Below are 25,572 nucleotides of genomic sequence, written 5' to 3'. Positions count from 1 at the left end.
CTGCCGACAGCGCAGAATTCAGCTTCAGAGATGGACTCGGTCGGCGCCGCTCGCGACCTGATCTCGGCATGGCGCAGCGAAGGTCGCTTCACGCCGAGCAGTGACGCCTGGCTGCGTTGCTTCGACCCCGCCTTCAGTAAAGAGCTCGCCCAGCGCGGCCTGATCGGGATGACCTGGCCGCGCAGCGTCGGCGGCGCCGGACGCACCCATGTCGACCGGCTCGCCGTCACCGAAGAACTGCTGCGGGCCGGCGCGCCCGTTGCTGCGCACTGGATCGGCGACCGCCAGATCGGGCCCGCCATCCTGCGCCACGGCAGTCCCGAACTACGTGACGAGATCCTGCCCGCGATCATCTCTGCCGACGCGCTCTTCTGCCTCGGGATGAGCGAGCCCGAGGCGGGTTCGGATCTGGCCGACGTCCGGACCAAGGCCACCGAGACGCCCGAAGGTTGGCGGATCTCGGGCCGCAAGATCTGGACCAGCCATGCCCACCGCGCCACCCACTGCTACGTGCTGGCCCGTTCCGAGGCCGGCCCCAAGAAGCACCACGGGTTGAGCGAGTTCATCGTCGACATGGACAGCCCCGGGATCTCGATCAGCCCGATCCACGACCTCAGCGGCGAACACCACTTCAACGAGGTCACCTTCGACGACGTCCTTGTGCCGGCACACCGCCTGCTCGGCGTCGCCGGTCAAGGTTGGCGCCAGGTGATCGAGCAGCTCTCGTTCGAACGTGGCGGGCCGGAGCGGATCCTCTCCACCTACCCGGTACTGAACGAACTGATCGCCACCGTGCCTTCGACGCCGGAGGCACAGAGCCGGGTCGGCGCCCTCGTCGCCCAACTCGCCTCGCTGCGCCAGTTGGCGTGGCGCGTCGCCCGTGCCCTGGACGCCGGCCGCGCGCCGGTGCAGGAGGCTGCGGCCCTGAAGTTCTTGGGCAACGCGTTCGAGGTCGAGGTGATCGAGACCTACCGCGCCCTCTGCGGCCCCGGCTCCGGATCGCGCTCCTCGGCGTTCGGCCAAGCCCTGTTGGCCTCCCCCGGCTTCAGCCTGCGCGGCGGCTCCTCCGACGTACTGCTCTCCATCATCGCCAAGCAGGAGATCGCGCTATGAGCGAGTTCGATACCCAGATCCGCAGCCTGGTCGCCGAAGTCGTCCGCGACACCCGCGAGAGCACCGGAGCCGGCACCGGCTTCGAGACCGACCTGTGGCGTCATCTCCAAGAGCTCGCCCTGGTCCGGATCGGCATCGAGGAGTCGCAGGGCGGCTCGGGCGGCTGCCTCGCCGACCTGGTCAACGTCACCGCGGCGCTCGGCCAGGCCGGCGTCAGTGTGCCGTTCATCGAGGTCGCGGTCGCGGACTGGATCCGCGCCACGGCCGGGCCGCTCGGAGAACCCGGGCTGTGCACCCTGGCTCTGGACGCCGACCTCGAGCTGGACGGGGCCGTCGTCTCGGGCACCCTGAACCGGGTCCCTTGGGCGCGGCACGCAGAGGCGGTCGTTGCGCTCGGCGTCGACGGCCAACCCTTCGTGGTGGAACTGACCCCGGCGACCAGCCGGATCGAGCAGAGCGAGAACCTGGCCGAGGAGGCCTGCGACACGATTGTGCTCAGCGGTGCATACGTGACGCCGCTGCCCGCGGACGCGCCCCGGCGCGCGGAGATCGTGGCCCGCCATGCACTGCTCCAGGCGGCAGCCCTGATCGGCGCCTGTCACGGCGCCTTCGCGATGACCAAGGAGCACGTCCGCACCCGCGAACAGTTCGGCAAGCCACTGATCGCGCTCCCCGCGGTGACCCGGCACATCGCCCTGATGCGGATCTACCTGGTCCAGGCCGAGGCCGCACTGGAGCGGGCGGAGGCCCAGGTGAGCGCCGGCGTCGCGGAGAGCGGGGACGCCGTCGCGGTGGCCCGGACGCTGGCTGCCCAGGTCGGCACCCTGGTGGCGCGGACCGCGCACCAGCTGCACGGCGCGATCGGCACCACCGCCGAGTTCGGCCTGCACCGCTACAGCACCCGGCTCTGGGCCTGGCGCGACAGCGGCCGGAGCGAAGCCACCTGGACCCAGGAGCTCGGCCGACGCGCCCTGGAGTCCGGCGAAGAGGGGCTGTGGGAGTCGCTGACCGCCGCCACACCGGTGGCCTGAACGGCGTCTGACCTTCGTGGCCGCCGCGCCCCCTCGCGGCGGCTACGAAAAAGAACGGGTGTCCCTTCCGGGACACCCGTTCTTCTATTTGTGGAGCGACGCTCAGGCGTATGCCGAGTGCGTGCCGAAGGTGCGGCGGTGGTAGGCCAGCGGCGGGCTGGGGGCGACGGCGGCATGCTCGACCGAGGAGATCAGCAGTACGTGGTCACCGGCGACGACCAGGTCGGTGGCGTCGCAGGCGAGCCAACCGGCGGTCTCGGCCAACCGCGGCAGGCCGTGGTCCCACTCCCACTCGACGCCGTTGAACTTGTCATCACCCTTGCGGGCGAAGCGGAGGGCGAGCTCGGCCTGCTCCTCGCTGAGGACGTTGACGCCGAGGCGGCGCGACGAGCGGATCATCGCCAGCAGGCTCGAGTTGAGGTCGAGCGCAACGCTGACCATCGCGGGCTCCAGGGAGAGCGAGGCGAAGGCGCTGACCGTGGTGCCGTGCGGAGCGCCGTCGAAGGCGCTGGTGATGACCGCGACCGGCGAGCAGACCTCGCCCATCACGGCACGGAACTGTGCCTCGTCAACGCGGATGGCTCCCGCTGTCTGTGTCATCGCTGTCCCTCAGTTCTGCAAGCTGTCGCTCTGCAAGCCGTTGTGCGAACGGCCTACCGACCGTCTATTTTCTATAACTATATAAGATAGGAAGACAGACGGGAACACCCTTCCCGTTCCGAGTCACAAGGAGCCCCGATGTCCCTCCAGCTCACCCGTCCGGCCAGCGTGATGTGGCCGGTGCCGAACCTGGACGCCGCGATCGCCTTCTACACCGAGAGCGCCGGCTGCGAGCTCAGCTTCAGCGACGGCGAGCGCTACGCGGCCCTGAAGGCGGGCGGCACCACGGTCCATCTGGTCAGCGGCCCCGAGGACATCACCGAGGGCAACCCCGCCCTGACCCTGCGCGTCGACGACGTCGCCGCAGCCGTCGCCACTCTTCGCACCGCAGGCGCCACCGTGGTCACCGAACCGACCGCCGGCCCCCACGAGATCCGCGCGGTCCTCCGTGACCCGAACGGCCAGTGGCTGGTCGTCCACTCCCCCCTCTAACTCAATGTGACCTCAGCGCGCGGAAACCGGAGGTTTCCGAGCGCTGAGGTCACATTGAACGGCGGTCGCGAAGCGCGGCCAGGATCGACTGCACGATCTCGTCGAGCATCGGCAGTTCGGCGAGCTCCTCGGTGGCCCGGGGCAGGAGCCCCTCGGCGCCGTCCCGACTCCCGACGGCGACGCAGTCACGGCACAACGCCCACCACCGCCCGATCGCCCAACTCCGGCCCGGCGGCGTCTCCCCGACGTCGACCACCACCGAACCCGGCGCCTGGCCACAGAACCAGCAGTGGTCGGTGTCCAGATCCTTGGGCGGACCGGACTCAGGCACTACCTCGAAGCTGCCGAAGTACTCGACGTCCGGGTCACTCACCATCGGGCCACGGTAGCGCCCCGCAACTCAATGTGAGCTCAGCGCGTGGAAACCGGAGGTTTCACAGCGCTGAGGTCACATCGAGCGTCAGCGCGCGGCGTTCGCCATCGGACGCGCGCCAGCCTGCCCCTGCACGTCCTCCTCGTCCATCGCGTCGCGCCGGTTCGCGCCGCGATAGGTAGCGTGCAGGCCCAGCACCGCGAGCCCGGAGACGACGAGTACGCCGCCGTAGAGCTGGTAGAGGTCGCCGGCCGAGAAGCCGTGGCTCTGCAGGTAGGTGGCGATGTTCGGGGCGAAGAAGGCGACGATCCGACCCAGGCCCATCATCAGGCCGACGGCCGCCGCGCGGACGGCGAGCGGGTAGATCGAGGGGCTGATCGCGTAGTAGGCGGCCAGACCACCGTTGACGGCGAAGCCGACCAGGATCGCCAGTAGGACGACCATCGTCCGATCCTCGAAGAAGGCGGCGAAGGCGAAGAAGACAGCGGTTCCGAACGCCATGATCCAGGCCGTCACCACCCGCGGGTGGACCTTGCGGGAGACGTAGGCGAAGACGAGGGCACCGACCACGCCGCCGGCCGCGACCAGGGCCTGGGCACGGATCCCGAAGTCAGGGTCACCGCTGGCCTCGGTGACCAGCTTGGCGGTGAGGCTGTTGGCGAAGTAGAACGCGCCGATCAAGGTGGCGTAGGCGAGCCAGAGCAGCAGGGTGCGCGGGAGCATGATGCCGCGCCACATCGAGCCGACGCCGACCTCGGTGGCGACGGCGGCCGGAGGCAACTCGTCGACCTGGGCGACGCCGACCCGGACCGCGATCCGGTTGTAGGCGGCGAGCGCACCGGCCGGGCGCCGCTGCACCAGGTAGCCGACCGACTCCGGGAGCCGGAAGATCGCCAGCACCAGCAGCACCGCCGTGACGGCGGCCGCGAAGAAGTAGGGGCCACGCCAGGTGAACGCGTTGATCAGGCCGACCGAGAGGAAGCCGCCGATCGCGGCACCGAGCGGCAGTCCGATCCCGTAGACGCCCATCACCGCGCCGCGGCGCTCCTTGTTGGCGTACTCGGCGACCAGCACGTTGATGCTCGGCACGATCCCGCCGAGGAAGAGACCGCTGAGGAACCGGAAGACCAGGAACGACTCGAACGACCAGGCCAGGCCGCTGAGCAGCATCCCCGGCACGATCAGCGCCAGCGACCACAGGATGTGGCGACGTCGGCCGATCCGGTCGGCAAGGGGCCCGAGCAGCACGGCGCCGATGCCCATGCCGAGGGTGCCGACGGAGGCGACCAGGCCCTGCTGGCTACTACCGAGCCCCCAGTGCTCGGTCAACGCCGGCAGCGTGAACGCGGTGATCAGGATCTCGTATCCGTCGATCATCGTGAGCAGGATGCAGATCGCCACGACGGACCACTGGAATCGGGTCATCGGGTTGTTGCGGATGGCTGCGTCGAGGTTCATCAGACTCCCTCAGGCGTGCATATATCGCACGCGTTGATGTTAATAACGAACAGCGTGAGGGCGCTCACAGCGCGTTGTCAAGTCTTCTGAAACGCCCTGGCCCCGCTACTTGGACCTCGACGGGCCACTAGGCTGCGGCACATGGAACCCGCACGCAGCTCGGCCGCCGGCTCTCAGACCCTGGCTCGCGGCCTCCGCGCACTGCAGCTCGTCGCCGGCGCACGGAACGGCCTGAGCGTCCAGGAGATCGCCGATGAGCTCGACGTGCACCGCTCGATCGCGTCGCGCCTGCTGGCAACACTCGCGGACTTCCGCCTGGTCACCCGCGGTCGCGACAACCGCTACCTCCCGGGCGCCGGCCTCGCCGCGCTCTCGGCCGGCGTCCATCTGGCACTGCGGGAGGCCGCCGACCCGGTCCTGCACGAACTCGCCGCCGAGCTCAACGCGACGGTCTCACTCCTGGTCGTCGAAGGCGACGAGGCAGTGGCACTCGCGGTCGTCGAGCCGCCCCGAGTGAACTACCTGATCTCCTTCCGGGCGGGAGCCCACCACCCACTCGGGCGCGGATCCGCCGGCGTCGCCCTGCTCGCCGCGAGCCCGGCCCGTCCCGGCGAAGCGCCCGCGATCACCGAGGCCCGCAGCCGTGGCTACGCGGCCACCTTCGGCGAGGTCGAGCCCGGCGCGTACGGCGTCGCCGTCCCGCTGCCACCCACCCCCGGGATGCCCGCGGCCTGCCTGAACCTGATCACCCACCGCGCCGATCTCGCCGAGGGCGCGCCGCCCACCTTGATCGCCGCCGCCGAGCGTCTGCACGCCGCCCTCGCCTGACCGCTCAATGTGACCTCAGCGTCGCAATTCAGCGCCTGATCCAGCGCTGAGGTCACATTGAGCGGGGCAGAGGCTTGCCCGATGGCGTGCAAATAACGCATCCTGGTGTGCAGATATCGAGCAAGGAGCCGAGATGACCGTCACCCAGCAGTCCACCGCCCGCGAGATCACGCTCCCGTCCGGGACGCAGATCCGCTACTACGAGGCAGGTGAGGCGAGTGCTGCGACCGTCGTCCTCCTGCACGGTTCCGGCCCCGGTGCCACCGGCTGGTCCAACTTCTCCGGCAACATCGGCGCCATCGCCGACGCCGGGTTCCACGTCGTCGCTCCCGACATGCCCGGCTGGGGCGGATCGTCGGCAGTGGCGACCATCGACATGGACCACGACCGCGACCTCTTCGAGCTGCTCGACGCGCTCGGCATCGAGCGGGCCGCGCTGGTCGGAAACTCGATGGGCGCGCACACCGCCGTCCGCTTCGCCACGCTGCACCCCGAGCGGCTCACCCACCTGGTCACCATGGGCGCATCGCTCGGACGCGGCCAGGCATCGCTCTTCGGCCCCGGCGACGGCCCCAGCGAAGGTCTCAAGGTGCTGGTGCGTGCCTACAAGGACGCCAGCCCCGAGAACATGAAGGCTCTGGTCGAGATCATGACCTACGACAAGGAGCGCTTCGCCACCCCCGAGCTCACCGGCGCCCGTTCGGCCGCCGCGCTGGAGCGCCCGGACCATCTGGCGAACTACGTCGAGGGCCTCGCCCACGGCGCACCGATCCCGATCAAGGTCGACCGCGCCAAGCTCCCCGAGATCGCGGTACCCACCCTGCTGATCCACGGCAAGGACGACCGCGTGCTCCACTTCGAGGTCAGCCTGAACCTGCTCGCGAACATCCCGAACTCGCGCCTCGTGCTGCTCAACCGGTGCGGCCACTGGGCGATGATCGAGCACGCCGACGAGTTCAACCGCCTGGTCGTCGACTTCCTCTCCCACAACTGAGGAGAGCGGCGATGACCACCGAGAACCCCTCGACCATGCGGCAGACGTGGCCGCTGCCGAACGACGCCGACGTGATCATCATCGGCGCGGGCCCGGTCGGGCTGACCCTGGCGAACCTGCTCGGCTTGCGCGGCCAGAGCGCACTGGTCCTGGAGACCCGCGACTCGTTGATCGACTATCCCCGCGGCGTCGGCCTGGACGACGAGTCGGTGCGCACCCTGCAGACCGCGGGCCTGTGGGAGTCGGTGCGTCCGTACACCGTTCCGCACCACGTGGTCCGGTTCGTCAACGGCAAAGGCCAGGTGCTCGCCACCAACGACCCGCGCACCGACGAGTTCGGCCACCCGCGCAAGCACGGCTTCATCCAGCCGCTGGTCGACAAGGAGCTGGCCGCGGGCCTGGATCGCTTCGTCAGCACGGATCTGAGGTTCGGCCACACGGTCACCGGACTGGCCGAGGACGGCGAACAGGTGGTCGTCACCGCCGAGCTCGCCGACGGCAGCACCACCGAACTGCGGGCCTCCTATGTGGTGGGCTGCGAGGGAGGGCGTTCCTTCACCCGCAGCTGGATGGGCGTCGAGTTCGTCGGCAAGTCGCCGTCCACGCGTTGGTTGGTCGTCGACGTCGACAACGACCCGCTCGGTACGCCGTCGGTCTACCTCGGTGCCGACCCACGCCGCCCGTACGTCTCGATCGGCCTCCCGCACGGCATCCGTCGCTGGGAGTTCATGCTCTTCGACGACGAGAAGACCGAGCTCGTGGACACCCCCGAGTTCATGGCTCGCGTGCTCACCCCGCACGTGCCCGACCCGACCTCGTTGAACGTGATCAACCAACGGGTCTTCACCCACCACGGCCGGATCGCGTCGTCCTTCCGCAAGGGCCGGGTGCTGATCGCCGGCGACGCCGCGCACCTGATGCCGGTCTGGCTGGGACAGGGCTGGAACTCCGGTATCCGCGACGCGACGAACCTGGCCTGGAAGCTCACCGCGGTGCTGACCGGGCAGGCCGACGACGCCCTCCTCGATACCTACACCGACGAGCGTCACCAGCACGCCTCGGACATGATCGAGGTCAACATGGCGGCGGGCGCGATCATGAAGTGCGGGCCGGTCAAGGGCTGGCTCCGTGATCGGGCGGCTGCGGCACTCAACGTGGCGCCGTCCGCGAAGGCGTACTTCTCGGAGCTGCGGTTCAAGCCGATGCCGCGGTACTCACGTGGCGTCGTCGTCGACCAGGCGAGCCTGACGCCGGGGCGTAGCGACGTCTCCCTCAAAGGCAGCCGGTTGCAGCCGTTCGTGGACAACGCTGGTGCCGTCTCGCCGGTGGGCCTGCAGTTCATCCAGCCGCGGGTCAACACGGCGACGGCGTCCGGGGTGCTGCTCGACGACGTGCTCGGCGGGTGGTGGACGTTGGCCGCGTGGGGCAACGACCCGACCCGGCACCTGAGCCCGTCCGATCTTGAATTGGTGCGGAGGTTCGGGGTCCGTCTGGTCAGCTTCATGCCCGAGACGCAACGCCCCTGGGCGGAGAAGGAGTTCGCCGACGCACCGGTTCCGGTGACGGTGGTCGGCGACGTCGACGGTCGGCTCAAGAACTGGTTCGACACCCGGGCCTGTGGCGTCGTCATGCTGCGTCCCGACCGGTTCGTCGCGGCCGCATCCCTTGCCCAGCAGGCATCTGAGGCTTTGGGCGCCACCTTCGCCGCGGCGTCGTACCGGCTCTCGGACGTCGGCGCACCAGCATCCGTCCAGCCCGTCACGACCGAAGGAGCCCTCGTATGAGCCTCGCCCTGGTCTGCATGTCGCACAGCCCGCTGTTGGAGTTCGCCGGCCCGCCGGCCGACGTCACCGAGGCGGTCGAGGGTGCGTTCGCCGAGGCACGCAGGTTCGTCGCCGACTACGACCCGACCCTCGTCGTCTCGTTCGCTCCGGACCACTACAACGGGTTCTTCTACGACCTGATGCCGCCGTTCTGCATCGGTTACGAGGCGCTCGGCGTCGGCGACTACGGCACCACGGAGGGCCCGCTCGATGTGCCCACCGAGGTGGCCGAACGCCTTGCCCAGCACGTGATCGACGCCGATGTCGACGTCGCGATCTCGCGGCGGATGGAGATCGACCACGGCGCGATCCAGCCGCTGGAGATCCTCTTCGGCGGGATCGACACGGTGCCGACGATCCCGGTCTTCGTCAACGGCGTCGCCAAACCGTTCACCCGGATGCGGCGCATCCGCCAGCTGGGTGCCGCGATCGGCTCGTTCCTTGCTGAGCTTGATGAACGGGTGCTGGTGATCGGCTCGGGCGGGCTCTCCCACGACCCGCCGGTGCCGCAGTGGGCGCACGCCAACGAGCAGCAGCGGGCGATGCTGCTCAACGGCCGTCACCCGACCGCCGCGGCCCGCGACGCCCGCCAGCAGCGGGTGATCGACACCGCGAGGGAGTTCGCCGCCGGCCGGGCCGCGATCCGCGACCTCAACCCGGAGTGGGACCGTGCCCTGATGGCGACCCTGGCCTCGGGGGATCTCGAAGCCCTCGACGCGATGACGCCGGATGAGATGACCGCCGACGCCGGCAACTCGGCCCACGAGGTCCGTACCTGGCTCGCCTCGTTCAGCGCCCTTGCCGCGGCCGGTTCGTATGAGGTGGCGTCGTCCTTCTACCGGCCGATCCCCGAGTACATCGCGGGGTTCGGCGTGGTCACCGCCGCAGACCAGCTGAGCCATCTAAGCGGAGTCGGCACCCTGCCGGCTCCGCTCTGCCATGCTGCGCGCATGAAGCAAGACATCGGCCCGCCCCTCTTCGTGCTGACCCCGGTCGGGTACCTGATCGCCGGCACCCTCCTCCTCGGCCTGGCCGCAGGGTTCGCCGCCTACCTCGACGAAGGTCCGGTGGCCTTCTTCGTCCTCTCGATGGTGACCGTCGGCCCAGCGCTCTACCTGCTCATCACCGGTGCTGTGGCGCGGGGAATCCAGGTCGCCCGCTCGCAAGGCGAGCTGTAACCGGACTTCGTTGGGCGCTTTTCGCGGTGGCGACCGGGTCTCGGGGGCGATGAATCCGAGAGCCGCGGTAGGCGACCGCTTGCGACAGCGTCCCAATCCGAGTTGCCCCTCGAGTTCTGGAAGATCAGTCGCACTGCGCAGTTCAGCGACAAGGGCGCCCACGAACGACCTGGCGACTCGGCCATCGAGGCGCTGCCATGCGCTCGTTCTCCCGAACCGTGCTGCGACTTCCGACCATCCGATAGGCGGAACGATCGGAACCTCTGTCTCCGGCATCCATATCACTCCACGCGCATCAACGCCCTCAACGCGATTTACGTTGACTATGACGCGAGATCGCCCTTGGCCCACCGTTCCGATCAGCAGGTCGCCGACCTCGCAGTACGCACGAACGTCCAGCCGTAATCGCCCGAGCCCGCTCGGTATGCGGCCAACTCCTCCAGAGTTCCGTCGCATCGCACGATTCCCCACCCGTCCTCGCGAGCGGGGACCAACTTCGACATTCTCTCTGCAGCATCGACAGGGGTCTCCCCCCCCCGACACCGTAGTGACCGCTTGGCGGCATGTCCTCGGTTCAGACCAGTGCTGCTGCATTCCGCCGCCTGTCGACGGACGGCGCGGATGTACCTATCTACCGACATCCCGTCGCAGGGCGGCCGCAGCGCGTGTCTGGCAATTCCGCACGTACGAGTGCCGACACCTAAGCGGGCTAGACGACGTACGTCGGTGACCCGATAGGGTCCCGGGGTGACAATCCAAGTTCTGGTCAATCGCGACCCGGCCGCCCCGTTCAGCAACTCATGGGAGCACGTCGGCACGCTTGAAACCAGCGAGCCCAGGATCAACCAGCAGGCCGGACGGAAGCTGCAGCAGGTGTCGGCCGGTGGTGCGGTTCGCATCGAGTTCTACCTCTCCGGAGAGGCCGACAATGATTGGGTACGCGACAAGACTGGACACGCACGGTTCGGCATCGCGTTCGATCTTTTCGGTGACGGCACGCGGGTGCTTGTCTCCGAAAACGGCGGGTATGTCGCCCCGCTCAGTAGCCGTCCTCCAGAGCCCCGCCCTGGCCTCCTCAAGCGGCCGATCCAGCTTGGTGTGAAAGTCAACGGCAAACTCCGCAGGGTGCCGGGAAAATAGTCCGCCAGTCGCCGCCTGTCGCCGCCGGGCGTGGCCGGGCGTGGCCTGCATCTGGCGCCACCGACACGGTCAGGAAGCTTCTCTGGCAGCTGAGCAGCGTCTGGTCCTCGATGGTGAATCCGAACTGGGGCGCAGCTTCCGCGTCCTTCCGCCGACCTGCGCAGCGGCGCGTTTGGTTGCCTGTCACAGCACCACGGCCATAGCGATGGGGCGGCGAAGGAATTATCAGTCTGGCTTGGTCGGTCACGGCAGGTGGCCTCCGTATCCTCTGCGATATGACACTGGACTCCGATGACGACTCTCAGCAGAACCCTGAAAGACGAGAGTTCCGCGGACCTATTACCGGCCTCCTGGCAGGAACGGCAATCGGCATCGGGGCGACCTTCGCGTCAAGGGAAGCGCCCGGTTGGCTCGCTCTCGGGGACCTCCCCGACACGATCTGGGTCGCCGTCATCACCACGTCCGCACTCGTCGCACAGGGATGGCTCGCTGGAAGGCGGGAGGAACGAGTGCGACGCGACGACCATCGCGAGCGGAGCCGGGACCGCCTTGCTGAAACACGCCGGCGCGAGCAGGAGCGTGCAGACGCGTTGGCCGAGCATTGGCGGGATGAGCGAAAGAGAGCGCACGCCGATCTGCTTGAGGCGTACTCGCTTGCGATTGACGCTTTCCGCAGTGCCTCCAGCAAGGCTAGCCTGGCGCGCTTATTCGGGTACAGCAAGGAAGACCGCAAGCCCTTCCAAGATGCGGCTGCCGAAGCCCACGAGCTAGTAGAGAAGCAGTTGGCCATCGTTCACCTTCTAGCCTCGACTTCGGCGGCGAAAGCGGCCGAAGTCGCTGTCGGACGGCTTCGCGGGGTGTGGGTGATGCTGATTTCGTTCGACATGTACGAAAAAGATCCAGAGAAGTGGGACGAAAGCGTGACGAAGGCCCAAGAAAGATTGTCAACCGTCTATGAGGCGCGCGACGCGTACAGGGAAGCAGCTCGCCAAGATATTGGAACCATTTGAGGTTCGCGAGGTAGTTCTACCCCGTAGCCCGGCGGCGAAAGGAGAGTGCGTCGAAGCCGCCGCTTGCGGGGCTTGTCGCGGCGTACCAATCAATACTTCCGGTCGCCCTGCTGCACATAGCGGCGGTGTTCTGACCTCGTCGGGTCGACGGCAAGCATAGCGGGTCACTCCGGTATCGCTGCGGGGGACTCCGTGACCAGCCAATACGCTCCTAGGGAGCTAATGCCGTTCTAGCCTGCCAAAATGACGCCCGCGCAATTTACCGCCATCACGTTCCTCGCTCGCCATTCCGGACTGACTCAGCGCCTGTACGCCTACCAACTGCCCCGGCGGTTCGCCTGGTGCGAGATCAATGGGATCGACGCCTTGAACGGCGTCGAATGTGCACACATCGAGCTTCACGTTTGCTCCTTGACTGAGGGTAGCCTCATGGACGAGCCGTGGTCACGATGATGCATAGGTACGCGGGTACTTCCGATTCCCCACATCGACGGACTCACATTCACCGACCCAGCGGTCTACGCCCGCCCACCCGAGGTACATCGGGATGAGTCACGTAAACCAAGGACTCGACCGACCTGAGCTCATTCAGTTCCTCTAGATCGCTAAGACGATCGTGGTCCATCACGGCGCCCTCGCCTACCTGCTTGGGATCAACGCGTTGCGATCCTCAGAGGCGGCGGTGGTCCGGATAGAGGACTACGCCGAGACGCTGCGCAGCCACCGTGTCCTGCACCTGGGCGGCAAGGGCAACAAGCCCGGTGCCATGCCAATCACTGTCCCGGTCCTTCGAGTGCTCGAGGTATGCCGAGACGAGCGGTCGACCAGGGCGACTCATCTTGGGTTCGCTCACCAGGCAAGCCGGTTGATCGACGTGACGTGTATCGGGTGGTCCAGCGCATCGCCCACGCCGCAGCGATCCCGCGACACAACGGGCGCAGTCACGCCGACCTTGTCGGCAATCGATCCGGACGCGAGCCCGGCGGCGTGCGGTCTAGAGTGATCGAGACAGAAACGGGAAAACCCCGACGCCGGCCGATTCCCCATGAAATCGTCCTGTCGTGAGCGAACACCGAACCAAGACGCAGTCATTCCTCGAGGGCGCGAAGGCTCTGGCAACCGTCGCCGCGCTAACCGCAATCGTTCTGGCCGTCTTGTGGGCTGCCAGTCGGGACTGGCCGACGATGCAGCTGTTCGCTCCGGCATATGGAGCATCTCTGCTAGCCCTCGGTGGATTCGTGCAGATGGCGTTGGCATCAACAGCAGGCGAGGGTGCGCGCCGAATGTCTAAGCGCAGTAGTTGGTGGGACAGCCTCGGCTGGGCAGCCATCAGCTTCGGTGGCGGGATGACGGCCATCGTGCCAGTCGCCGACCTGTTCGCAGCACTCTGATCGGCACGAGGCTCCCGTCGGAACTCCGCAAGCCCCGGGGGCGGACCAGAGGTTCGTCACCGCTCCGAATCACGCGGTTGGCCTCAATGAACTCAGATTTTTCAAGCCTTCGCGCGGTGAAGGTCTCGCCGTAGAGAACCACGCTCCCTTCACAAAGACCGTGAATCACTGGGTCGGATAGCTCACCGACTCCGCCGTCGAACAGAAACGGACTACCGTCTTCTTCCAGCCACGAAATCTCGTACTCGAACGTTCCATGCTGAGACGGAACACGATTGCGAGTGAATCTGCCGGCACGACTCCGCCGTGAGCGCTTGACAGACACGAGACCGTCGGCGCGGAACGCCTCGACTGGGCCGTCAAGCGTCAGCCGAGCGATACCTTCGGGTGACGTGGCGGGGGCGGGCGGTTCGCGGTCATGGCGACATTGTGGACCAGGGTGGTCAGCCGGTGCTGGCTGAAGTTGGTAGGCCTGCTGAAAGCCAGCCCAACCCGCCACGTCGCTCCACCGCCAGTCTGTGTCGACGCAGATATGCCACGGACAGGAGCCCCTCAGTGCTGCCTCGCGTCGAGCCATGCGTCGAACATAATGAGCTTCGGCCAGCGAAACGCCAGCCGCGAACGCGCGGCCCACAGGTCGATCCACTCCAGGCAGACAAGCGAGTAGCGGCGCGCCGTCTCGTTCCATTGTTCGTCGTACTTACTCAGTTTGTACCCGACCATTCGGCTGTCGAGGCCTGATAACGCGACGCCACCAAGTGCTTCGCCAAGTGCCATCCGTACAGACCGACCCATGTGCTGCGCCGTCTAACGTGGACAACGCCGCGCGTAGGGCCTCGCGGAGAATCGACAGGACGGTCTCTTCGGTGGGCTGGGCACTCACGATTTCCCCTGCGTGCGTCCTAGCGCTTTGACCCCAGCCGCATCAACGGACATCCGGGCGCCGGCAACGGCAGACCCGCGTCTCTCCGCCGCGATTGGGCTCAAGGCCTGTCCAAAACGGGCATCGCGCGACGCGGTCAGGGTGCCCTACGCTCCCGGCATGTCGTTCTCCGTATCCACCGGGGCGCCCTCCCCGATCGACGACCACGCCCCGCAACTTTCTGACGTGCGTCGATACGGCCGATACGTCGTACGGCGTTTCGTCTCCGCAGCCCGTGCAGCCGACCGACCTACCTTCCGCAGGCTCCTCATCGAACACCTTGGCAACGGCGTGCACGAGCTCCCGGTCACCTTGGAACAGTGGCCGGCCTACGAGCACGTGAACGTGCAAGGTGCTCTGGACGTCATCCTCGCCGAGCACGGCAACGAAGCCGAGGTCATCGGTGTGGCCGGTCATCGCCACCGAGGACCCTTCGGAATCGCTGACCTGATCGGAGACGAGTCCCACTTCGGCGGACCGCAACCGGGCAACGTCACCAAGATCAATCTGCCCAGCGGCCCCGGCGACAGGACCCGCGAATGCCTGAGCGCCGCCGTCATCCTGCTTGCGACTCAGGATCACCGAATGGCGGTCCTCCTCCGCGGACCCGACCCCGAGAGCGGCCTGTCGGACGTGACCCTCGAGATCATCGCCACCCGTCCGGACGCAGCCGAGCACCTCGGCCAGCGGCTCCGCCAGCTCGCTCTGGAGCACAACGTCTACCGAGGACAGGTCGTCTCGTTCGGGCACAGCATGTTCGGTGAACGATCGTCGCTCTTGCGCTTCCGCGAGCGCCCCACGACCTCGCGCGAGGAGCTGATCCTCCCCGCGACCACCTTCGAGGACCTGCGCCGCCAGGTTGTCGGCGTGGCCCGCAACAGAACGCGTCTGCGGGCCGCCGGGCAGCACCTCAAGCGCGGAATGCTGCTCTACGGACCGCCCGGCGTCGGCAAGACCCACTCCGTGCGCTACCTCATCAGCGAACTGGTCGACACCACAGTCGTCGAGCTCACCGGCGAGACACTGCACGGCATCCGCGAGGCGTGTTCGGTGGCCCGTGCCCTGCAGCCGGCGATGATCGTGGTCGAAGACGTCGATTTGATCGCAGAGGAACGTAGTCACTACGGCGGCGAGACACCACTTCTCTTCACACTTCTCAACGAGATGGATGGACTCGACGAGGATGCCGACGTCGTCTTCCTGCTGACCACCAACCGGGCAGACCTCCTCGAGCCAGCCCTAGCCTCTCGGCCCGGACGCGTGGACCAGGCCGTTCACATCCCGCTGCCGGATCGCGACTCGCGGCGCCGACTTGTCGAGCTCTACCGCGGCGCCCTGGATGTCGACCTGAGCCGGATAGAGAGTGTCCTCGAACGCACCAATGGCGTCACAGCCTCCTTCCTCAAGGAGCTCCTACGGCGCGCCGCGGTAGTCGCCGCCGACCGCGAGGACCAGTCGGTCGGCACCCAATTGCAAGTCACCGCCGACGACCTGGACACTTCCCTCGATGACCTTCTGGACACCCGCAACCAGATGACCCGCGCAGTCCTTGGCTACCGCGACGAGTAGCCAAGGAACCGCACTCCCGAAGACGCGTCACTCCGCCGCGAGTGCCCGTAACCACCACCAAGAAAGCAGCCTTTCCTAAGGTGACGTGAGTGACGGGACCGACATCAGCTCACCAGTTGCAAGTTCCGCATGCCCCACCTCTCGACCACGACTGCCTCCCACGCCTGCGCTCTCAGCAACCCTGACTATCGTTGAGGCGGTGATCACCCGTCGCGAAGCTGCCCAACGCCTGGACATCCCCATCGAGATGGCCGCCCGGCACGGCCTGCCCTCGACCCTCACCGAGGCCGAGCTGCGCGAGATCGAGGACAACCCGCCGCCGTGGCTGGTGCAGTCGCGTGCCAATCGGACCGGGAAGAAGCCGGTGTGGGTCGATCTGGTGTGCGAGGTCTGTGGGTTGACCGAGAAGGCCAGGCCGAAGAAGTGGTGGCCGACGTTCACCTACGTGAGTTGCGACTCCCACGAGCCGTCCGCGCTGCCGGAGCCGCTCCCGGGTGAGGTCCGCGTGGAGATCCCCGGCGTCGGCAGCCAGTTCACCGGGTGGGTCGACGCTCCCCTGGACTGAACCGAATCGCCCAGAGAACGACGAAGGCCCCGGTCCACTGGACCGGGGCCTTCACTCAAGCGTGCGCGAGGGGGGAGTTGAACCCCCACGTCCTTTCGGACACACGGACCTGAACCGTGCGCGTCTGCCTATTCCGCCACTCGCGCTTGAAGCAAGGGAAACGTTAGCCCACGCGAGGCGAATCGCCCAAACCGCGGGGTTGATCCGGCACTTGGCCACCGCCACACCGATACGATCACCGGTGTCCACCTACCCGAGTCGTGGGTAAGTGAGAGGCTGCCTGGACACAGGCTGCCAGCGCTACGCAACGAGCAACATAGAGAGGAGGCGCGGATGAGTGGGCTCCAGAAGTTCGAGAACCGACTGGAACAGTTCATCTCCGGTGTCTTCGCGCGCGCCTTCCGCAGTGCGGTGCAACCCGTCGAGATCTCGGCCGCCCTCCAGCGCGAGGTCGACAACAACGCACAGATCCTGAGCCGCGACCGCCGCCTGGTGCCCAACACCTTCCACGTCGAGCTCAGCGGCGCCGACTTCGACCGGCTCGCCCCCTTCGACAGCACCCTCTCCGCAGAGCTCACCAACACCCTGCGCGACCACGCCGACCAGCAGAGCTACGTCTTCCCGGGCCCGGTCAGCATCGACTTCGAGCAGGCCGACGACCTCACCACCGGCCGCTTCCGGGTCCGCAGCGCCGCCCAGGCCAAGGTGACGACGCACGCCACCGAGACGCAGTACGGCCGCGCCGAGGCGATGCTCGAGGTCAACGGCGTCCGCCACCCGCTCAACCCGCCTGGCCTCGTCGTCGGCCGCGGCACCGACGTCGGTCTGCGGATCAACGACCCCGGCATCAGTCGCCAGCACATCGAGTTCCGCGTCGAGCACACCGGCCAGGAACCCAACGTGGAGGTCTACGACCTCGGCTCCACCAACGGGATGCTGGTCGACGGCCACAAGGTCACCAGCGCCACCCTGCGCGACGGCTCCCAGGTCAAGATCGGCACCACCGTGATCACAGTCCGTCTGGTCCGCGAGGCGATCCGATGACGACGCCGCAGGGCGCCGCACGAAGGGCGAACCCCGATGAGTGAGCTCACCCTCTTCCTGGTCCGGCTCGCCTACCTGGCGATCCTGTGGATCTTCGTCCTCTCCGCGATCAGCGTGATCCGCACCGACATGTACGGCGCCCGGCTGCCGGCGTCGGCCCAGCCGCGACCCAACAAGCCCGGCAAACAGCCGAAGAACCCGCCGCGCCGCCGCGGCTCCCCCACCCACGTCGCCGTCGTCGAAGGCCCCAACGCCGGCGCCCGCGCCGACCTCAGCCAGGCACCGATCCTGATCGGCCGCGGCCCCGACGCCGCGATCCGCCTCGACGACGACTACGTCTCCACCCGACACGCCCGGATCGCGCTCTCCGGCGACCAGTGGTTCGTCGAGGACCTCGGCTCCACCAACGGCACCTACGTCGGCGCCGCCCGCATCACCCAGCCCACCACCCTCGCGCTCGGGATCCAGGTCCGCATCGGCAAGACCGTCCTCGAGTTGAGGAAGTGACGCGTTGACCGCCCCCGACTCCTCGGCCGCGCCCCTGCAGCTGGCCTTCTCCGCGATCTCCGACGTCGGCCGCGTCCGCAAGGACAACCAGGACTCCGGATACGCCGGCCCCTGGCTGCTCGCCGTCTGTGACGGTGTCGGCGGCGCGGCCCGCGGCGACATCGCCTCCTCGACCGCGATCCAGCAACTGCGCCGGATCGACGCCGCGCCCGGCGACGACCTGCTCGGCTCCGTCGCCGGCGCCCTGCACCGCGCCCACGACCGGATCGGCGAACTGGTCGACGAGGACCCGAACATCTCGGGCACCTCCACCACCGCCACCCTCGCCCTCTTCGACGGCGCCCGGCTCGGCATCGGACACATCGGCGACAGCCGCGCCTACCTGCTGCGCGACGGCGTGATGAGCCAACTGACCCGCGACCACACCTTCGTCCAGTCCCTCATCGACGAAGGCCGGATCACCGAGGCCGAGGCGCGGGTCCACCCGCACCGCAACCTGATCCTGAAGGCCGTCGACGGCGTCCACGAGACGGAGCCCGACCTCTTCCTGGTCGAACTCGCCCTCGGCGACCGCATCCTGCTCTGCAGCGACGGCGCCAGCGGCGTCCTCGACGACGACCAGCTCGCCGCGATCCTCGGTGACGGCACCGTCGACTACGCCGCCGTCGAACTGGTCCGCGCCAGCCTGGAGGCCGGCTCCACCGACAACGTCACCTGCGTCGTCGCCGAAGTCAGCGAACCCCCGGTCGCCGAACAGCCGCCGATGCTCGTAGGCGCCGCAGCCGACCTGCCGCGGCGCAGCTTCGGTCAGCGCGCCGGCCGCCTTCTGGGCCACCGTGCCACCGAGACCGACGAGTACGACGAGATCCCCGCCGAAGCCCCGGCGCACGCGATCCCCAGCGACCCGATCGACCCCGAGATCGCCCGGTACGCGCCGCGCGCGCCGCAGCGGTTCACCTGGCTGAAGATCCTCGGCGTCCTGGTGATCCTGGCCAGCCTCGCCTGGGCCGGTGCCGCCGCGCTCTACGTGCTCTCCCAGCGCCAGTACTACGTCTCGGTCGACAACGACAAGGTCACCATCTTCCGCGGCGTCGACTACTCGATCCCGCTGCTCGACCTCTCCACCCCGGTGGAGACCTTCGACCTCACCCTCGACGAGATCTGCGCCTACCAGGCCAACGACATCCGTGAGGGGATCAAGGCCGACAGCCTCTCCGCGGCCCGCCGCACGGTCACCGAACTGCAGGCCGCCTCCGAATGCATCAGCGACGACGACTCCGTCGACCCCACCGGCCCGACCGGACAAGGTTGAACAGATGTCGCAGACCGGAAGCTTCCTCGGGTTCGTTCATCGCCGCCGTCGCGGCGCTGAGCTCTTCCTGCTGATCCTGGCCCTCGCCGTCGGGCTCGGCGCGTACGCGGCCGTCGGCCTCGGCGTCAACGACGAACTGCCCGCCGACATCGTGATCTACGGCGGCTGGCTGACGGCGCTCTCGATCGCCGCGCACGTCGCCGTCCGGTTCACCGCCCCCTACGCGGACCCGGTACTGCTGCCGGTGGTCACCGCGCTCAACGGCCTCGGCCTGGCGATGATCTACCGCCTCGACCTCGCCCGCGACAGCGAGCTCGCCCGCCAGCAACTCACCTGGATGACCATCGGCGTCGTCGGTTTCGTGCTCACCCTGGTCGTACTGCGCGACCACCGGGTGCTGCAGCGGTTCACCTACACCGCCGGCCTGAGCGCGATCGTGCTGCTGATCATGCCGATGCTGCCGATCCTCGGGACCAGCATCCACGGCGCCCGGATCTGGGTCCGGCTCGGCCCGATCAGCTTCCAGCCCGGCGAGGTCGCCAAGGTGCTGCTGGTGGTCGCCTTCGCCGGCTACCTGGTGCTACACCGCGACGCGCTCGCCCTGGCCGGTCGCCGACTGCTCTTCGTCGACCTGCCCCGCGGCCGCGACCTCGGCCCGATCCTCTCGATGTGGGCGGTCAGCCTCGCGATCCTCGTCCTGCAGCGCGACCTCGGCTCGTCGCTGCTCTTCTTCGGCATCTTCCTGACCATGCTCTACATCGCGACCGAACGCCCCGGCTGGCTGGTCGTCGGCGCCGCGATGTTCTTCAGTGGCGCCCTGGTCGCCTACCAGCTCTTCGGCCACGTCCAGGCCCGCGTCTCCGCCTGGACCGACCCGTTCGCCAGCTGGGAGACCGGTTCGCAGCAGGTCGGCAACTCGCTCTTCGGGATGGCCTGGGGAGGCCTCCTCGGCCGTGGCCTCGGCATGGGGCGTCCCGACCTGACCTCCTACTCGGAGTCCGACTTCATCCTCTCCGCCATCGGCGAAGAGCTCGGCCTGACCGGTGTGATGGCCGTGATCCTGCTCTACGGCCTGATCGTGGAGCGCGGCCTGCGCGCCGCCCTGGTCTGCCGCGACGGCTTCGGCAAGCTGCTGGCCAGCGGTCTGGCGCTGGTCGTCGCGCTCCAGGTCTTCGTCGTCATCGGCGGCGTCACCCGGCTGATCCCGCTGACCGGTCTGACCACACCGTTCCTCTCCTACGGCGGCTCGTCACTGGTCACCAACTGGGTGATCATCGCGCTGCTGCTCCGCGTCTCCGACCAGGCCCGGCGCCCGGTCCCCGACCTGTCGGGTGACATCGAGGACGAGAACGCGGCCGAGCAGACGCAGGTGGTGAAGCTGTCATGAACAAGCCGATCCGGACCATGTCGGTCTTCTGCCTCTTCCTCTTCCTGGCGCTGCTGCTCAACGTCACCTGGGTGCAGTACTTCAAGGCCGACGAGTACCGCGACAGCCCGCTCAACTCGCGGGTCAAGGACGAGACCCTCTCCCGCGAGCGCGGCGCGATCCTGGTCGCCGGGCGACCGGTCGCCGAGTCCCGCCCCTCCGACGACCGCTACAAGTTCCAGCGGGTCTACCCCTACCGGCCGTACCTCTACGCGCCACTCACCGGCTACTTCGCGCTGGCCCGCTCCACCCTGCTGGAGAACAGCCAGAACAAGCTGCTCAGCGGCGACGACGACCGCCTCTTCGTGACCCGCCTCGTCGACCTGGTCAACAACTCCTCCCCCAAGGGCGGGAACGTCTCGCTGACCATCGACCCGGCTGCCCAGCGCGCCGCCTACGACGGCCTGGCCGCACTCGGCGACAACGTCCAGGGTGGTGCGGTGGCGATCGAGCCGAGCACCGGCAAGGTGCTGGCGATGGTCTCGCTGCCCAGCTTCAACCCGAACAAGTTCGCCAGCCACGACACCTCCGCGGTCGACGCCTACGACAAGGCGATGCAGACCCGCCCCGACAAGCCGTTGCAGAGCCGCGCCACCAAGATCCGACTCTCCCCCGGTTCCGTCTTCAAGCTGGTCACCGCCGCCGCGGCAATCGAGTCCGAGGGCTACGACGCCGACTCGCTGGTCCCCGGTGGCCCCAGCTACAAGCTGCCCGGAACCAGCCTGAGCATCACCAACGGCGGCCGCAACTGTGGCAGCAACCAGATCACGTTCTCCCAGGCTCTCGAACAGTCCTGCAACACCACCTTCCTCGCCCTGGCCAACCAGGTCGGCCACAAGAAGATGCTCGAGCAGGCCGAGAAGTTCGGGTTCAACAACGGCAACCTGCTGCGCGACTTCGCCGAGAGCGAGCAGTCCGCGAGCAGCTACCCCACCGGCGACATCTCGGCCGACTTCCTCGCCAAGACCGGCATGGGCCAGCAGGACGTCCAGGCGACGCCGCTGCAGATGGCGATGGTGGTGGCCGGCATCGTCAACGACGGCGTGGTGATGCGCCCGTACCTGGTCGACCAGGTGCGCTCCGCCGACCTCGACGTCCTGGAGACGGCGAAGCAGGAGGAGTTCAGCCGCGCGATCTCGCCGTCCACCGCGGGCGAGCTCCGCAAGATGATGGTGAACACCGTCGACCGCGGCACCGCCTCGGTCGCTCAGATCCCTGGCGTCCGGGTGGGCGCCAAGACCGGCACCGCGGAGAACTGCGCCGGGTGCCAGAACTATTCGTGGTTCGTCTCCTACGCCTCCCAGGACGGCCAAGAGGTCGCCGTCGCAGTGATGGTGCAGAAGTCGAACGCAAGCGTCGTCTCCGGCAGCGGACAGGCCGGACCGATCGCTCGGGCGATCATGGACGCGGTGATCAAGTGACACCGGTACGAAGGAATGGGTTGAGATGACCAACGACGAACCGACCCTGATCGGCGGGCGCTACGAGCTCGGCGAACTGCTGGGGCGCGGCGGCATGGCGGAGGTCCGCAAGGGCACCGACACCCGCCTCGGCCGAGTGGTGGCGGTCAAGCGTCTACGCACGGACCTGGCGAGTGATGCCACCTTCCAAGCGCGGTTCCGCCGTGAGGCGCAATCCTCGGCATCGCTGAACCACCCGTCGATCGTGGCGGTCTACGACACCGGCGAGGAGATGTCCGAAGAAGGCGTCGCCCAGCCGTACATCGTGATGGAGTACGTCGCCGGCCGCACGCTGCGCGACATCCTGCGCGAGGGTCGCAAGATCCTCCCCGAGCGCGCCCTGGAGATCACCTCCGGCGTGCTCTCCGCACTCGACTACTCACACCGCGCCGGCATCATCCACCGCGACATCAAGCCCGCCAACGTGATGCTGACGCCCGGTGGCGACGTCAAGGTGATGGACTTCGGGATCGCGCGCGCGGTCTCCGACGCCTCCACCACGATGACCCAGACCGCGGCCGTGGTCGGCACCGCCCAGTACCTCTCCCCGGAGCAGGCCCGCGGCGAGACCGTCGACTCGCGCTCCGACGTCTACTCCACCGGCTGCCTGCTCTACGAACTCCTCACCGGACGCCCGCCCTTCGTAGGCGACTCCCCGGTAGCGGTGGCCTACCAGCACGTCCGCGAACCCGCGACCCCGCCGTCGACGTTCGACCCCGAGCTGCCGCCCGAGGTCGACGCGATCGTGATGAAGGCGCTCGCCAAACGCCTCGAGGACCGCTACCAGAGCGCCGCGGCGATGCGGACCGACATCGAGCGCTACCTGGCCGGACGCCCGGTCGCGGCACCCGCCGTCGCAGCGACCCCGCTGGCCGCCTCCACCGCCTACCTGCCGCAGCAGACCGCTGTCGCCGCAGCGCCGGTCGAGGAGGAGGAAGAGCCCAAGAAGCGGACCGGGCTCTGGATCCTCGTCGGCGCGCTCGTGCTCGCCCTGGTCGCCGGCACGATCTGGGCACTGAACCGCGGCGGCGACGACGGCCCGGCCGACATCCAGGTGCCGACCGTGATCGGCGAGAAGCAGGCTGCGGCGGAACGGCTCCTCACCGACGCGGGCTTCGACTACAAGGTCACCGAGACGCCACACGCCGACGTCGAGGCCGGCGTGGTCTACGACGTGACGCCGTCGCAGGGCCAGTGGGTCTCCCCCGACACCGTCGTCGAGATCTTCGTCTCCACCGGCCCGGCGCCCGTCGAGGTCCCCGATCTGATCGGCGAGAAGCGCGCCGCAGCCGCCCAACAACTGCGCGACCTGGGGCTGCGGGTCCGGTTCGAGGATCGTGACACCGACGACCCCAAGGGTCAGGTGCTCGACCAGAGCATCGCCGAGGGCGACATGGTGCCGCCCGGCACCGTGATCGTGCTCGGAGTCTCCGACGGCCCGAACGAGGTCCCCTTCGTGGTCGGGATGAAGCAGGACGCCGCCGAGAAGCGGATCCGCGACGCCGGGTTCCGGGTCTACGTGGTGGAGTCCGACGACACCACCGAGCCCGCCGGAACCGTGATCAGCCAGTCGTCGGAGGAAGGTGAGACCGCGATCAAGAACACCGAGATCCGGATCACCGTCTCCACCTACGTGGAGCCCACCGAGGAGCCCACCGACCTGCCGACCGACGAGCCCACGGACCTGCCGACCGACCTGCCGACCGACCTGCCAGACAACGGCAACCCGCGGTTGGCTCCGGGCATGCTCCGCGACTGACCCGGTCCACCGCACCACCGCAGCCGCGCTGGCTCGCGAGGTTCCTCAGGAATCCTCGGGATCCAGCGCGGTTGCGTATTGCAGGGTGCGCAGACCGTTGTAAGCAGGAGCGACGACGTCGCTGCTCTGGTTCATCTCCCACCCGATCGCGATCGCCGGGTCGACCGACTGCGAACGGTAGTAGGTCAGGTACGGGTCCGCGTCGACGCCGGCCTGGAGCGCGGTCGGGTCGCCGACCGCCTCGATCACGAACGGCTGCGGGTACGGGATGCCCTGCAGCTCCACCGAGTTACCCGCGCACTTGATCCCGGTGGTGGAGACGAGCCGCTGCCCCTGGACCGTGATCGCCTCGGCTCCGGCCCGCCACATCGCGTTGACGACGGCCTGGATGTCCTGCTGGTGCACGATCAACAGGTTGATGTTCTCATCCGAGCTCTCCCGGACCTCGGCAGGCGAATCCGAGAGCACGACCCGCAGGCCGCCACCTTCGACGTGGCCGAAGCCCGCCGGGCCGGCCAACACGGCCGCCTTACGCCGTTCGGTCCGCACCGATCGGTCCTGGACCTGCCCGGTCAGCCGGTCGACGTCGCGGTTCAGCGCGGCGGCGCGGTCCTCGAGTGCCTGGTACTGCTTGCTCTCGCTGCGGACCAGACTGGCCAGGTCGTCGTTGCGACCGGGGCGGAGGTCGGTACCGTCACTGGAGTTCGCGCTTGACCAGAACAGCATCCCGGCGCAGCCGAAGACGAGGGGGGTGGCGATACGCCACTTCCTCATTTTCCGGCGGTGCCCGTGATCACGTGCGGTCATGACGACTACGCTAACCGGGTGCGCAATGCGGCGATGCATCGCGCCCCCGAAGATCAGAGGAGAGTTCAGTGGCCAAGACCAAGGACGCGTTCGTCGATCCCGACGCGCAGACCGGTCCGATTTTCTCGGTTCGCTTCCTGCTGGCGATCCTGCTGGTCGCCGCGGGTATCGCCTATGTGGTGATCTGGACGCTCTACGTGCGCGAGGTTCGCCTTGAGGGCACCGACCCCAAGACCCTGATCCCGGGGATCAAGAAGCTCGACGACTGGAACTGGGCGATCGGCTTCGGCGCGATCCTGCTCGGCCTCGCGGTCGCCGCCCACCCGTCGACGCCGCTTGGTCGCGGTCGCGGTGTCGTCGTCGGCATGCTCGGCTGCTTCCTGATCGGCCTGCTGTGGATCTGTACCTTCTACGTCTTCGCCGACAACGCTCACGACCTGTGGCTGCTGACCGACCTCGGTCAGCTGAACCTGGTCGTCGGTATCGGCTTCATGGCGGTGGGTTTCACCTACGCCACGCGCTGGGAGTGAGCCGCACCCACACCCCGTTCCACCCGGAAGCCCGCTGTTATCCACAGCGGGCTTCCGCCGTTTCAGGCCGGGGACAAATTCCTCCACAGGCCCCTCCACAGCGGTGAATAACACGTCTGTAGTTCTCCACAGGTGTTATCCACAGTGGGGATAACTCCCTGGTTCGAGGCTGTCGAGATCACCACCCCGCAGATCGAGCCTGTCGAGATCACCTGCCCGCAGATCGAGCCTGTCGAGATC

The 25,572-nt window shown here is 67.9% G+C and carries 25 protein-coding genes, 1 tRNA gene and 1 pseudogene; 19 read left to right on the top strand and 8 right to left on the bottom strand.

What is annotated here, in order from left to right; all coding sequences use genetic code 11:
- Nucleotides 1-30 precede the first annotated feature (30 nt).
- Both ACLM5J_RS07860 and ACLM5J_RS07855 read left to right on the top strand, forming a co-directional pair.
- On the top strand, nucleotides 31-1,113 hold the full coding sequence (locus tag ACLM5J_RS07860) for an acyl-CoA dehydrogenase family protein (RefSeq protein WP_413655642.1): 1,083 nt from the start codon (nucleotides 31-33) through the stop codon (nucleotides 1,111-1,113).
- A complete protein-coding gene (locus ACLM5J_RS07855) occupies nucleotides 1,110-2,144 on the top strand; it encodes an acyl-CoA dehydrogenase family protein (RefSeq protein ID WP_413655641.1) in 1,035 nt (344 codons plus the stop codon). The genes ACLM5J_RS07860 and ACLM5J_RS07855 overlap by 4 nt, the downstream gene beginning before the upstream one ends.
- Nucleotides 2,145-2,246: 102 nt before the next feature.
- Here the strand turns inward: ACLM5J_RS07855 and ACLM5J_RS07850 are convergent, their stop codons facing one another.
- Nucleotides 2,247-2,744: a flavin reductase family protein gene (locus ACLM5J_RS07850; RefSeq protein WP_413655639.1), complete on the bottom strand. Its 498-nt coding sequence runs from the start codon at nucleotides 2,742-2,744 to the stop codon at nucleotides 2,247-2,249.
- Between the two features lie 138 nt (nucleotides 2,745-2,882).
- Here ACLM5J_RS07850 and ACLM5J_RS07845 point away from each other — a divergent pair, with 138 nt between their 5' ends.
- Nucleotides 2,883-3,236: a VOC family protein gene (locus tag ACLM5J_RS07845; RefSeq protein WP_413655638.1), complete on the top strand. Its 354-nt coding sequence runs from the start codon at nucleotides 2,883-2,885 to the stop codon at nucleotides 3,234-3,236.
- 49 nt (nucleotides 3,237-3,285) lie between these two features.
- Here ACLM5J_RS07845 and ACLM5J_RS07840 read toward each other — a convergent pair whose 3' ends face one another.
- Nucleotides 3,286-3,612 (bottom strand): hypothetical protein, encoded by a 327-nt coding sequence (locus tag ACLM5J_RS07840; protein WP_413655637.1) that lies wholly within the window; start codon nucleotides 3,610-3,612, stop codon nucleotides 3,286-3,288.
- A gap of 84 nt (nucleotides 3,613-3,696) precedes the next feature.
- Nucleotides 3,697-5,067: an MFS transporter gene (locus ACLM5J_RS07835; RefSeq protein WP_413655636.1), complete on the bottom strand. Its 1,371-nt coding sequence runs from the start codon at nucleotides 5,065-5,067 to the stop codon at nucleotides 3,697-3,699.
- Between the two features lie 141 nt (nucleotides 5,068-5,208).
- Between ACLM5J_RS07835 and ACLM5J_RS07830 the strand changes: the two genes are divergently transcribed.
- From ACLM5J_RS07830 to ACLM5J_RS07805, 6 genes are all read left to right on the top strand, one after another.
- The gene (locus ACLM5J_RS07830; protein WP_413655635.1) at nucleotides 5,209-5,895 is read left to right on the top strand and encodes an IclR family transcriptional regulator; all 687 of its coding nucleotides are present in this window, start codon (nucleotides 5,209-5,211) and stop codon (nucleotides 5,893-5,895) included.
- 133 nt (nucleotides 5,896-6,028) lie between these two features.
- Nucleotides 6,029-6,889: an alpha/beta fold hydrolase gene (locus ACLM5J_RS07825; protein ID WP_413655634.1), complete on the top strand. Its 861-nt coding sequence runs from the start codon at nucleotides 6,029-6,031 to the stop codon at nucleotides 6,887-6,889.
- Between the two features lie 11 nt (nucleotides 6,890-6,900).
- On the top strand, nucleotides 6,901-8,673 hold the full coding sequence (locus ACLM5J_RS07820; RefSeq protein ID WP_413655633.1) for a bifunctional 3-(3-hydroxy-phenyl)propionate/3-hydroxycinnamic acid hydroxylase: 1,773 nt from the start codon (nucleotides 6,901-6,903) through the stop codon (nucleotides 8,671-8,673).
- Nucleotides 8,670-9,890, top strand: coding sequence for a 3-carboxyethylcatechol 2,3-dioxygenase (locus ACLM5J_RS07815; protein WP_413655632.1), 1,221 nt, complete (start codon nucleotides 8,670-8,672; stop codon nucleotides 9,888-9,890). Before ACLM5J_RS07820 ends, ACLM5J_RS07815 begins: the two co-directional genes overlap by 4 nt.
- 747 nt (nucleotides 9,891-10,637) lie before the next feature.
- A complete protein-coding gene (locus tag ACLM5J_RS07810) occupies nucleotides 10,638-11,030 on the top strand; it encodes a hypothetical protein (protein WP_413655631.1) in 393 nt (130 codons plus the stop codon).
- Nucleotides 11,031-11,305: 275 nt separating this feature from the next.
- Nucleotides 11,306-12,040 carry a hypothetical protein gene (locus ACLM5J_RS07805; protein WP_413655629.1) on the top strand — a complete coding sequence of 245 codons (735 nt, stop codon included), beginning with the start codon at nucleotides 11,306-11,308 and terminating at the stop codon, nucleotides 12,038-12,040.
- 219 nt (nucleotides 12,041-12,259) lie between these two features.
- Here ACLM5J_RS07805 and ACLM5J_RS07800 read toward each other — a convergent pair whose 3' ends face one another.
- The 3 genes from ACLM5J_RS07800 to ACLM5J_RS07790 form a co-directional block, all read right to left on the bottom strand.
- The gene (locus tag ACLM5J_RS07800; protein ID WP_413655628.1) at nucleotides 12,260-12,442 is read right to left on the bottom strand and encodes a hypothetical protein; all 183 of its coding nucleotides are present in this window, start codon (nucleotides 12,440-12,442) and stop codon (nucleotides 12,260-12,262) included.
- Nucleotides 12,443-12,710: 268 nt separating this feature from the next.
- Entirely contained in the window at nucleotides 12,711-12,893 is a 183-nt protein-coding gene (locus ACLM5J_RS07795) for a hypothetical protein (RefSeq protein WP_413655627.1), read from the bottom strand.
- A 1,090-nt stretch (nucleotides 12,894-13,983) separates the two neighbouring features.
- Nucleotides 13,984-14,208: a hypothetical protein gene (locus ACLM5J_RS07790; protein ID WP_413655625.1), complete on the bottom strand. Its 225-nt coding sequence runs from the start codon at nucleotides 14,206-14,208 to the stop codon at nucleotides 13,984-13,986.
- A 265-nt stretch (nucleotides 14,209-14,473) separates the two neighbouring features.
- Between ACLM5J_RS07790 and ACLM5J_RS07785 the strand changes: the two genes are divergently transcribed.
- Together ACLM5J_RS07785 and ACLM5J_RS07780 are read left to right on the top strand one after the other, a co-directional pair.
- The gene (locus ACLM5J_RS07785; RefSeq protein WP_413655624.1) at nucleotides 14,474-15,922 is read left to right on the top strand and encodes an AAA family ATPase; all 1,449 of its coding nucleotides are present in this window, start codon (nucleotides 14,474-14,476) and stop codon (nucleotides 15,920-15,922) included.
- Between the two features lie 199 nt (nucleotides 15,923-16,121).
- Nucleotides 16,122-16,487: a DUF5997 family protein gene (locus ACLM5J_RS07780; protein WP_413655623.1), complete on the top strand. Its 366-nt coding sequence runs from the start codon at nucleotides 16,122-16,124 to the stop codon at nucleotides 16,485-16,487.
- Nucleotides 16,488-16,549: 62 nt separating this feature from the next.
- Here ACLM5J_RS07780 and ACLM5J_RS07775 read toward each other — a convergent pair.
- Nucleotides 16,550-16,633 (bottom strand) — tRNA-Leu (locus ACLM5J_RS07775).
- Between the two features lie 187 nt (nucleotides 16,634-16,820).
- Between ACLM5J_RS07775 and ACLM5J_RS07770 the strand changes: the two genes are divergently transcribed.
- The 6 genes from ACLM5J_RS07770 to pknB are packed head-to-tail and all read left to right on the top strand — an operon-like array spanning nucleotide 16,821 to nucleotide 23,995.
- Complete coding sequence (locus ACLM5J_RS07770) at nucleotides 16,821-17,531, top strand: FhaA domain-containing protein (protein ID WP_413655622.1); 711 nt, start codon at nucleotides 16,821-16,823, stop codon at nucleotides 17,529-17,531.
- A 36-nt stretch (nucleotides 17,532-17,567) separates the two neighbouring features.
- A complete protein-coding gene (locus ACLM5J_RS07765) occupies nucleotides 17,568-18,038 on the top strand; it encodes an FHA domain-containing protein (RefSeq protein ID WP_413655621.1) in 471 nt (156 codons plus the stop codon).
- A gap of 4 nt (nucleotides 18,039-18,042) precedes the next feature.
- Nucleotides 18,043-19,350: a PP2C family protein-serine/threonine phosphatase gene (locus ACLM5J_RS07760; RefSeq protein ID WP_413655620.1), complete on the top strand. Its 1,308-nt coding sequence runs from the start codon at nucleotides 18,043-18,045 to the stop codon at nucleotides 19,348-19,350.
- A gap of 4 nt (nucleotides 19,351-19,354) precedes the next feature.
- Complete coding sequence (locus ACLM5J_RS07755) at nucleotides 19,355-20,737, top strand: FtsW/RodA/SpoVE family cell cycle protein (protein ID WP_413655618.1); 1,383 nt, start codon at nucleotides 19,355-19,357, stop codon at nucleotides 20,735-20,737.
- Nucleotides 20,734-22,197, top strand: a complete 1,464-nt coding sequence (locus ACLM5J_RS07750) for a peptidoglycan D,D-transpeptidase FtsI family protein (RefSeq protein ID WP_413655617.1) — start codon at nucleotides 20,734-20,736, stop codon at nucleotides 22,195-22,197. Before ACLM5J_RS07755 ends, ACLM5J_RS07750 begins: the two co-directional genes overlap by 4 nt.
- A 25-nt stretch (nucleotides 22,198-22,222) precedes the next feature.
- On the top strand, nucleotides 22,223-23,995 hold the full coding sequence (gene pknB, locus ACLM5J_RS07745) for a Stk1 family PASTA domain-containing Ser/Thr kinase (protein ID WP_413655615.1): 1,773 nt from the start codon (nucleotides 22,223-22,225) through the stop codon (nucleotides 23,993-23,995).
- Nucleotides 23,996-24,040: 45 nt separating this feature from the next.
- Here the strand turns inward: pknB and ACLM5J_RS07740 are convergent, their stop codons facing one another.
- On the bottom strand, nucleotides 24,041-24,802 hold the full coding sequence (locus tag ACLM5J_RS07740) for a DUF881 domain-containing protein (protein ID WP_413655614.1): 762 nt from the start codon (nucleotides 24,800-24,802) through the stop codon (nucleotides 24,041-24,043).
- A gap of 50 nt (nucleotides 24,803-24,852) precedes the next feature.
- On the opposite strand from ACLM5J_RS07740, the pseudogene ACLM5J_RS07735 reads away from it, so the two are divergent.
- Nucleotides 24,853-25,107, top strand: a pseudogene (locus tag ACLM5J_RS07735) (cell division protein CrgA); the annotation flags it as partial.
- A 60-nt stretch (nucleotides 25,108-25,167) separates the two neighbouring features.
- Nucleotides 25,168-25,332 carry a cell division protein CrgA gene (locus tag ACLM5J_RS07730; protein ID WP_413655967.1) on the top strand — a complete coding sequence of 55 codons (165 nt, stop codon included), beginning with the start codon at nucleotides 25,168-25,170 and terminating at the stop codon, nucleotides 25,330-25,332.
- Nucleotides 25,333-25,572: the final 240 nt, after the last annotated feature.

The sequence above is a fragment of the Nocardioides sp. Bht2 genome (genome assembly GCF_047308515.1).
GTDB lineage: Bacteria > Actinomycetota > Actinomycetes > Propionibacteriales > Nocardioidaceae > Nocardioides.
This window is presented reverse-complemented; position numbering and strand designations above follow the sequence as displayed.